The sequence below is a fragment of the Tepidanaerobacter sp. EBM-38 genome (genome assembly GCA_001896545.1).
Taxonomy (GTDB): Bacteria; Bacillota; Thermosediminibacteria; order Thermosediminibacterales; family Tepidanaerobacteraceae; genus Tepidanaerobacter.
Genome location: MPOT01000100.1, coordinates 53,841 through 62,560, shown reverse-complemented (window position 1 = coordinate 62,560; position 8,720 = coordinate 53,841). Strand labels below are relative to the sequence as shown.

Annotated in this window: 9 protein-coding genes and 2 pseudogenes; 9 read left to right on the top strand and 2 right to left on the bottom strand. The window is 36.7% G+C overall.

Annotated elements, in window-relative coordinates:
- The 7 genes and pseudogenes from BUC45_RS11195 to BUC45_RS11170 all read left to right on the top strand — a co-directional run.
- Positions 1-190: pseudogene (locus tag BUC45_RS11195) on the top strand (acetamidase); the annotation flags it as partial.
- A 415-nt stretch (positions 191-605) separates the two neighbouring features.
- On the top strand, positions 606-1,457 hold the full coding sequence (locus BUC45_RS11190) for a DUF4268 domain-containing protein (RefSeq protein ID WP_244859573.1): 852 nt from the start codon (positions 606-608) through the stop codon (positions 1,455-1,457).
- Between the two features lie 374 nt (positions 1,458-1,831).
- A complete protein-coding gene (locus BUC45_RS11185; protein WP_015294971.1) occupies positions 1,832-1,990 on the top strand; it encodes a hypothetical protein in 159 nt (52 codons plus the stop codon).
- A gap of 155 nt (positions 1,991-2,145) precedes the next feature.
- Complete coding sequence (locus BUC45_RS11180; RefSeq protein ID WP_013777652.1) at positions 2,146-2,793, top strand: phosphoribosyltransferase family protein; 648 nt, start codon at positions 2,146-2,148, stop codon at positions 2,791-2,793.
- Positions 2,794-2,929: 136 nt separating this feature from the next.
- Entirely contained in the window at positions 2,930-3,763 is an 834-nt protein-coding gene (locus tag BUC45_RS11175) for an alpha/beta hydrolase (RefSeq protein WP_013777653.1), read from the top strand.
- Between the two features lie 290 nt (positions 3,764-4,053).
- Positions 4,054-4,278, top strand: coding sequence for an EamA family transporter (locus BUC45_RS12080; protein WP_013777654.1), 225 nt, complete (start codon positions 4,054-4,056; stop codon positions 4,276-4,278).
- A gap of 92 nt (positions 4,279-4,370) precedes the next feature.
- A pseudogene (locus BUC45_RS11170) lies at positions 4,371-4,607 on the top strand (IS982 family transposase); the annotation flags it as partial.
- A 50-nt stretch (positions 4,608-4,657) separates the two neighbouring features.
- On the opposite strand, the gene BUC45_RS11165 reads toward BUC45_RS11170, so the two are convergent.
- Both BUC45_RS11165 and BUC45_RS11160 read right to left on the bottom strand, forming a co-directional pair.
- On the bottom strand, positions 4,658-5,056 hold the full coding sequence (locus tag BUC45_RS11165; RefSeq protein ID WP_296972379.1) for a metallopeptidase family protein: 399 nt from the start codon (positions 5,054-5,056) through the stop codon (positions 4,658-4,660).
- A gap of 105 nt (positions 5,057-5,161) precedes the next feature.
- The gene (locus BUC45_RS11160; RefSeq protein ID WP_296972377.1) at positions 5,162-6,151 is read right to left on the bottom strand and encodes a Gfo/Idh/MocA family oxidoreductase; all 990 of its coding nucleotides are present in this window, start codon (positions 6,149-6,151) and stop codon (positions 5,162-5,164) included.
- Between the two features lie 224 nt (positions 6,152-6,375).
- Here BUC45_RS11160 and BUC45_RS11155 point away from each other — a divergent pair, with 224 nt between their 5' ends.
- Positions 6,376-6,795 carry a 4Fe-4S binding protein gene (locus BUC45_RS11155; RefSeq protein ID WP_213975520.1) on the top strand — a complete coding sequence of 140 codons (420 nt, stop codon included), beginning with the start codon at positions 6,376-6,378 and terminating at the stop codon, positions 6,793-6,795.
- A gap of 19 nt (positions 6,796-6,814) precedes the next feature.
- Positions 6,815-8,716, top strand: a complete 1,902-nt coding sequence (gene cooS / locus BUC45_RS11150; protein ID WP_296972375.1) for an anaerobic carbon-monoxide dehydrogenase catalytic subunit — start codon at positions 6,815-6,817, stop codon at positions 8,714-8,716.
- Positions 8,717-8,720 lie beyond the last annotated feature (4 nt).

Genomic DNA, 8,720 nt, shown 5'->3' with positions numbered 1-8,720 from the left:
TGCATGTGAGCAAATGCAGTTACTGATTAGTAAAGCCTATAATTGGGATATGACGGATGCGTATTTATATATGTCTGTAAAAGGCTCCTTTGAAATATGTCAAGGATGCAAACCTTCAGACCTTCCGGTGGTCGTAAGATTTGGAGTTCCTAAAGTTGATGGAAAACCGGGATTAATCCCACTTAAATAATTAGAGCAGGAGCGATACTTAAAGATTCCGGTTAATTGGGCGGATACCGCTTTGCTATGCAGTTATTCCGGAAATTTTACGATTATGCTTCCTTTATACTAGACAGTTGAAACATTAAAACTGTAGAGCATAAAGGAAGCATATTTTTACAAATAGCTTATAATCCATATCCATAGGTTTGACGAAAAAAATAATCTGGCAGGAATTATAAAAGTAGTAGATTTTAATGATGGCGATAAACTGGTCTTTACTATACTAAAAGCCATTATGCCAAGTCAGGAAATAAACCTCAACTGACAAGCTTTCTATAAGAAAATACAACAAGACCGACTATTATGCGGTAGTAAAGGGGCATGTATCAGGTCTTACATTGCGTATAGCGCGGAATATATTTGGATTACTGCCGATAAAAACTATGAACTACAAAAAAGAAAATGGTAGTTGTGCAGAGGTAGAAAAATCAGTTGGCTCATTTAATGTTGATATTTTAGCAGAAGATATGTCAGGTAATTCTGTTGTCATAGAAAATCAACTGGAAAAAACTGATCATGATCATTTAGGGAAATTAGTAACATATAGTGCAAACCTTGAAGCAAAAACTGCCATTTGGATAACGTCAGACCCAAGACAGGAGCATATTACAGCAATAACATGGTTAAATGAGTATACCCCCATTAGTTTTTACCTCCTGAAAGTGGAAGCAATTAAAATTGGAGAATCAGAACCTGCACCGTTGTTCTATAAAATTGTTGGACCAAGTGAAGATTCTAAAGATATTGGTTCGGAGAAAGCTAAGTTGTCTGAAAGACACTATAAACGAAAAGAATTTTGGAGCTTACTTCTAAAAAAGAGTAAGGATAAGACTTCATTATTCTCTTCAATTTCACCGGTTACTTCAAATTGGATAGCTACAGGCATAGGACTTACTGGGCTGTCTTTACAGTATGTCATCACATATGATGGTGGAACGGTTGAACTTTACATTGATCGAGGACCTGGTTCTGAGGAAATTAATAAGAAAAGATTTGACTATCTTTACTCTAAAAAACATGAAATTGAGAATAATTTGAAAACAGAGCTGGAGTGGGAAAGATTAGATAATAGAAGAGCATGTAGAATTAAAAAAAGTTTTAGTGAAGCGGGATTAGGTGATGAAGATAAATGGGACGAGTTACAAGACAATATGATAAACTTTATGATAATTTTTGAAAAAGAATTTAGGAAATACGTTCCAGCCTTAAGAAAAATTGTGTCTGAGACTAATTAAACTTCATCCATTATAATTAAGAGGATTTATTATAACTTACAGTAAATATAAACATGACAGTAATAATATTTAGGGTGATGCTTGACCCTAGTTTGTACACAGACTGAAATGAGCACTCCTTTGTTACTTTTGTAATTATTTTACATATCTATGCTATAATCTCATTTTCGATAGTTGGAGTGCAATAGTCCTTGCAAGTTTTACGAATAGTGATTTTAAAATGTTTATTATTTATAAAAATAAAATTTAACGTAAAAATATCACAGTGAATTAGAATCTGGGTTTATGTCATTTTGAATGAAACGAAACGGAATGAAGAATCCTAAAAATCGCTCTAACATTAGATCCTTCGCTATCGCTCAGGATGACGGTTTTTGTTATTTACAATAATGTTTCACTTCTTCAGAGGCTTCCCAGTCACTAATTATGATGATTACTACGTAAGTCTTATGGACAGATACTTGGAAAACGAAAAGAAAAAGAGCGTTACAAGGCGCTCGCTGCCTACAATTGATGTAATGCTCCAGCGGTGAGCGGTAAAAGCTGGCGGAGGCTCTTGATTAATTAGGGAGCCGAAAATTACTCGACGCAATCTTATATTAAAGCTTGAATTTAAAGCAAATTCAATATTTGATTATAATTAATATTAATATAAAAGCCAATCTAGCTTACTTTAGGAGGGGTTGTCATGTTCCAAGATCGTTATGATGCAGGGATACGATTGGCAGAAAAACTGCAAAAGTATAAAGACGACTCCAATACAATTGTATTTGCAATCCCTAGGGGAGGCGTTATCGTAGCAGATGTCGTATGTGATCAATTAAATCTTCCCATGGATATTGTAGTTACCAGGAAGATTGGGGCCCCCTTTAATGAAGAATTTGCAATAGGAGCAGTAGATAGTAAAGGTGGTAAGATTTTAAATCACAATGCAATAAACATGATTCGTGTAAATGATGAATATATAGAAAAAGAAGCTAAGCGCAAGGCGGAAGAGGCACGAGCCAGGCTGAAAAAGTATAGGGGCAGCGATGAATATGGCTCATTGTCAGGCAAAAAGGTTTTACTTGTCGATGATGGGATAGCCACAGGTTATACAGTTATGGCGGCTATAAATTTTCTAAGGGAATTAAACCCGATAAAGTTAATTTTGTGCACACCGGTTATAGCTCCTGATACCCTTACGGAAATGGAAAAGCTGGTAGATGAGCCGGTATGGTTAATATCCGAAGAACCATTTTATGCTGTAGGTCAGTTTTATAAAAACTTTTCCCAGGTATCGGATGAGGAGGTTATAAGAGTCTTAAATAAGAGAAAATTTTCTCGGGATAACTGAACTATACTATTTGGTTCAATTATCAGATAAAAAGATAAAACAGGACAATATTACAGAAAAATCGAACTTGACATAAAAATATAATTAAACTAAGATTTATTATATAAAGACAAAATTAAAGCAGGGAGGGGTTATAATGACAGTGGAAACAATGGAAGGAAAGTTTAAATCCTTTGATGGGACCGAAATTTTTTATCGAAAGGATATTCCTAAAACAATTAAGGCAATTGTAGTTATAGTTCATGGATTATGTGAGCATTTGGGAAGATATGATTATGTGACGAATAAGTTTAATGAAAGGGGATTTGGTGTCTACAGGTTTGATAATCGTGGTCATGGGCAATCAGGTGGTGAGCGAGGTTATGTGGAGGATTTTCAAAATTTCTTTGATGATGCCGATAAAGTTATAGATATGGCCTTGGCTGAGCATAAGGGCCTTCCTATATTTATGTTGGGACATAGCATGGGAGGTTTTATAACTGCAGGCTATGGCATGAAATATCCCGGAAAAATAAAAGGGCAAATCTTGTCTGGACCTGCTTTACTTGAAATTGAAACTTTAGTAAAAGACATAAAAAAGGATAATTTTTTCGAAAAAAATCCAAGGGGAAAAGCTCCTAATGCTCTAACGAATCTTATATGCAGGGATCCTGAAGTGGTCAAAGCTTATGATGAGGATCCACTGGTGTTAAAAGAAACAAATTTAAAATTATTGGGAGAAGCCTTTGTTAAAGGGCCGATATGGCTATCGGAAAATATTGATAAATACCAATATCCATGCCTTATACTCCACGGAGGAGAGGATAAAATAGTTCCTCCGGAATCATCTAAATGGTTCTATGAAAATACACCATCAAAAGATAAGACTATCAAAATTTATAAAGATTGCTACCATGAAATATTAAATGAAAAAGCAGAAAAGGATCAGGTAATAAAAGACATTATTACCTGGATGGAGGATAGAATTTAATTAGTATTTAAGGCAAAGCCCTAGACAAACTAACGACCTAGGGCTTTTAAACGGGAGTAATAACCATCTGTAGAGGAATACTAATCCTGACTGATTTCCTGCTTTATTATGCTCAAATCTCATCTTCTTCTAAGACGTATTAGCTGACATTAATCCGGGGAATATTTTCGGAAATTATAAATTAGCAAGACTTTTTCCCTGTAGCAGGGATTATTTGAACAGATATAGAACTTTACAATACAGATTTTTGCATGTCTTTTGATATTCAACAGAAGGCTGGGAAATAGAAAATGAAAATTAAAGGGGTATTATCTGTAATCATATCTGCATTTTTATATGGATTTACACCAATATTGGCAAGTTTGACATATGAAATGGGCAACAACTCACTGTCAATGACTTTTTATCGTAATTTATTTGCTATTCCATTTTTATTTGCACTTCTGAAATACGATAATGTAGATATTAAAATTCAAAAACATGATTTAAAAAACATAATTAACCCGTGGTGCTAGTTCAACTAAAGATAAATACAAATAGAAAACTCCGAAAGGATATGTTAACCTATTTTATATATGATTAACTAAAACAATAGAAAGGTTAGCATATGTCGGAGTTTCCTAATAAGTATTCTATCAAAGAAATAACTGAATTAAAAGATTTTATCACAGTAGCATATGTCATTATTGACGATATTTACCAGGATGTTACTCCTATATATATTAAAAATCGTCGCAATATCAAAAACGCTATACTCAGCGATAGTGAAATAATTACCATTGCAATCGTGGGTGAGTTACTTACCATCGACTCCGAAAGAGCTTGGTATAGTTTTTGTAGCAAAACTGGCTTTAATGGATAAAAAGGATGTAACAGCAGTTTAAATACTGCCGGCTAGAAATCATTCTCCATATATTTTGCCAAGGCGGTTGCATCCTTAATTTCCAAATTATTTTCTCCTGCAAGAGATTCCAGGTGATGTGTAAATTCGTGCAGAAGTACATCCTTTAGTTTTACTTTTAAAATCTCCAAAGGCATATCATGGTATACTTTTTTAAAAGAACCATAATATATCCTAATTTGCCTGCCGGTTATATCTGAGTTATATTCCCCCATGACGTATAACTTATTAGGGTCTTTACTGTTTTTATGCAGCTTATAATCAGGCAATAAAATAATCCCCTTGTTTAATCTGCGAAAAAATTCTCCGGGAATTTCTTCTGCAATTTCATTCAGAATCTCTAGAATTTCATTTATAGATGGAAAGGCATCCATTATAATAATTCCTTTCAATTTAACCGGTTTTTAGTCGTTAATATCAGAGAGTTTAATTTTATATGTTCAAGGATAATTGGGGAACTATATGAAACGGAAAACAAACGGAAAACAAGAAGATAATTATTTACGATTATCCGCAGGAAAGACCACTCCCATCTGCCTTCTGGCCTCGTCCAGTACACTCATGATTGAAAGAGAAAGCTTATGTGAGTTGATATCAGACTCGATTTTTCCGGTCTTTATCAAGTTTATAAATTCGGCTGCTTCATAATACATATCGTCTTCTATCTGAGGTCGAGAAATATTTTGGACACCGTCTTTTCGGTAATGTATTGCAACTTTTTGTGGCACTGAAATCTTATCGATAACCATGCTTCCGCTTTCACCCTGAATTTCGCTTGGGATTGCCGAATCGGTTATCTTTGAATGTATTATCACAGCTTCCATTTCATCATATTTGAGGCAGACAGTGCCTTGCCCGTCTACTCCGGATTCCAGCATTGTACCAATTGCTATGATGTCTTTAGGAATACCGAATAAATTTATTACAAAATATGTGCAGTAAACACCTATGTCCATTAATGAACCGGCAGAAAAGGCGGGGTCAAAAATATTATAACGATTTCCTTGCTTAAATCCATCATATCTGGAAGAATACTGACAAAAGTTCGCTATTACTCTTCGAATTTTGCCCAATTTATGTAAATTATCTTTTACTGCAATGAAATTGGGCAAAAAACCGGTTTTTAATGCCTCCATGAGCACGACGTTATTGTCTTTGGAGGCTTTTATCATGTTTTTCACTTCGTTACTATTGGAAGCCAAGGGCTTTTCACATAAAACATGTTTTTTGTGGTTCATAAAAAGTATGGATTGTTCTGCATGCAAGGAATTTGGGCTTGCTATGTAAACGGCATCAATTAACGGACTTTTTGCCATCACATCTAAATCTGTGAATATATTTTTGACAGAGTATTTTTCCGCAAACTTCTTGGCTTTTTCCTCGGTTCGGGAATAAACAGCAGCAAGTTTAAAATCCTCATTTAAACTTGCTCCCTTTATAAATGCATCGGTAATCCAGCTTGTACCGATAACTCCAAACCTAACCATGAGCAGTACCCTCCTTTGATATGCTAAAATTTTAATCATAGATTTACTTTAATGTCATCACCATGATAATATAGCAAATCCTTGTTTTTTTCAATACAACAAAATATCCCCTCTAATTTATCTTAAATTATATTGACAAATATTTATCAATATTGTATTATGAATTCAGGGATTGTGAAAATAATAACAAATTTAAAATATTAATATGAAGAGGGGTATTTATTATGGTAAAGATTCTTTTTGAAAAAGACCTTTGCCTTGGATGCAAGACCTGTGAATTAGCTTGTGCGGCAGCTCATTCTGCAGCTAAGAGCTTAGTCGGTGCTATAAAGGAGAACAAAATCTCACGACTTAGAATAAGGACAAAAGGTGGTAAACTGAAATTAGAGCAGTGCATGCTTTGTGCAAATCCTCGCTGCATAGCTGCCTGCCCGACCGGTGCACTGTCAAAGGATAAGGAGTCTGGAATTATAAAGGTAAATAAGATGGCATGTACAGGCTGCGGTCTTTGCGAAGATGCATGTCCCTTTGGTGCTATTGAACTACATACATTTCCTACCATGTGCGACAGATGTATGCATTCGGGTAAGCCGTTATGCGCTATGTCGTGCCCAACAAGAGCGTTAAAGGTAAAGATTGTATAAAAAAACATGAGGTGATGTTATGTCTGAAGATTTTAAGTGTTTAAGTTGCGATAAAGCCAATTACAAATTGATAGAGAAAGCAAAAAACGAAAAAATCGAAACAGTCTGGGACAGGGCTGAAGCAATGCAGCCCCAATGCGGTTTTGGAGAAATGGGCCTTTGCTGCACTAATTGTTCTATGGGGCCATGCCGCATAGTTAAAGTAAGTGAAGACGGTCCCAAAAAAGGAATATGCGGTGCAGATGAAGACACTATAGCTGCAAGAAATCTTGCTCGTTCGATTGCCGCCGGCTCGTCTGCTCACTCTGACCACGGCAGGGATATTGCTCATGCCCTGTATAATGCCGCAAAAAATCCCGAATCAGGCTATAAAGTAAAAAATCCGGAGAAACTTATTTCTCTTGCAAAAGAATGGGGTATTTCAACAGAAAATCTCGATATAAAAGATATAGCTGCAAAGGTCGCTGAAACAGCACTTCAAGAATTTGGCAAACCTTTCGGGTATCTTAGATTTGTGGATAGAGCACCTGAGGATAGAATTGATATTTGGAAGAAGATGAATGTGGTGCCTCGGGCCATAGATAGAGATATTGTGGAAGTTTTACACTCCACACATATCGGCTGTGATGCGGACTATAGGAATATTATGGTTGCGGCCACAAGGGCTGCGCTGAGCGATGGATGGGGCGGTTCCATGATAGGAACAGAGCTTTCGGATATCTTATTTGGCGTACCCGAGCCTCATGAGATTGAGGCAAATCTTGGAGTGTTTAAAGAAAACGAAGTAAACTTAGTAATACATGGCCATGAGCCTACCTTATCAGAGGCTATACTTGTCGCTGTAAATGATCCGGAATTAATTGAGCTTGCTAAAAAACAAGGTGCTGAAGGAATCAACCTTGTCGGCATGTGCTGCACAGGAAACGAAATTGCCATGCGGCACGGTATACCGATGGCAGGCAACTTTTTTCAGCAGGAACTTGCGATAATTACCGGAGCAGTAGATGCAATGGTAGTTGATGTGCAATGCATCATGCCGGCTCTGTCTCAAGTAGCAAAATGCTATCATACAAAACTCATAACTACCTCACCTAAGGCTAAAATCCCAGGTGCAATTCACATGCAATTTAATGAGGAAGAAGCTATAGAATCGGCTAAAAAAATTGTAAGAGAGGCTGTAAGCAATTTTAAAAACAGACGTGGAAACATATTGATTCCCCAAGAAAAATCCAAGGGCTTTGTAGGCTATAGCAATGAAGCCATTATAAATGCCTTGGATGGTGTTGCAAACAGCACAGCCCATCCAATGGGTACGGTAAAACCCCTGGCAGATGCCATAAAGTCGGGAGTATTACGGGGAGCGGCAGCTATTGTAGGGTGCAACAACCACAAGGTTTTACACGATAAAGGCCATGTAGAACTTGCCAAAGAACTTATAAAAAATGATGTACTGGTTGTAACCACAGGATGCGGTGCTTATGCCTGCATAAAGGAAGGTCTTATGTCAAAAGAGGCGGCTAAATTCTGCGGCAAAGGCCTTGCTACTGTTTGCGAACTGGTAAAGATACCTCCGGTACTTCATATGGGCTCTTGTGTGGATATAAGCAGAATACTGCTGCTGCTTTCGGAGCTGGCTAAGTTTATGAACGTGGACATAAAAGATCTTCCGGCAGCAGGAGCAGCTCCGGAATGGATGTCGGAAAAGGCGCTTTCAATTGGGACTTATGTCGTTGCCTCGGGAGTATATACCATGCTGGGAGTGGCACCACAAGTGACAGGTTCCGAGAACCTGACAAGATTCCTCACAGATGATATTAAAGATATATATGGCGGGTGTTTTGATATAGAGGCAAATCCGCAGAAGGCGGCAGAAAAAATAATTGACCATATTGAGAAAAAGAGAAAATCCCTTAACATATAAAAAT

Excerpts from the sequence above, each read along its gene's own strand:
- BUC45_RS11190 (WP_244859573.1), top strand. The coding sequence starts at position 606 with ATGAACTACAAAAAAGAAAATGGTAGTTGTGCAGAGGTAGAAAAATCA.
- BUC45_RS11180 (WP_013777652.1), top strand. The coding sequence starts at position 2,146 with ATGTTCCAAGATCGTTATGATGCAGGGATACGATTGGCAGAAAAACTG.
- BUC45_RS11175 (WP_013777653.1), top strand. The coding sequence starts at position 2,930 with ATGACAGTGGAAACAATGGAAGGAAAGTTTAAATCCTTTGATGGGACC.
- BUC45_RS12080 (WP_013777654.1), top strand. The coding sequence starts at position 4,054 with ATGAAAATTAAAGGGGTATTATCTGTAATCATATCTGCATTTTTATAT.
- BUC45_RS11160 (WP_296972377.1), bottom strand. The coding sequence starts at position 6,151 with ATGGTTAGGTTTGGAGTTATCGGTACAAGCTGGATTACCGATGCATTT.
- BUC45_RS11155 (WP_213975520.1), top strand. The coding sequence starts at position 6,376 with ATGGTAAAGATTCTTTTTGAAAAAGACCTTTGCCTTGGATGCAAGACC.
- cooS (WP_296972375.1), top strand. The coding sequence starts at position 6,815 with ATGTCTGAAGATTTTAAGTGTTTAAGTTGCGATAAAGCCAATTACAAA.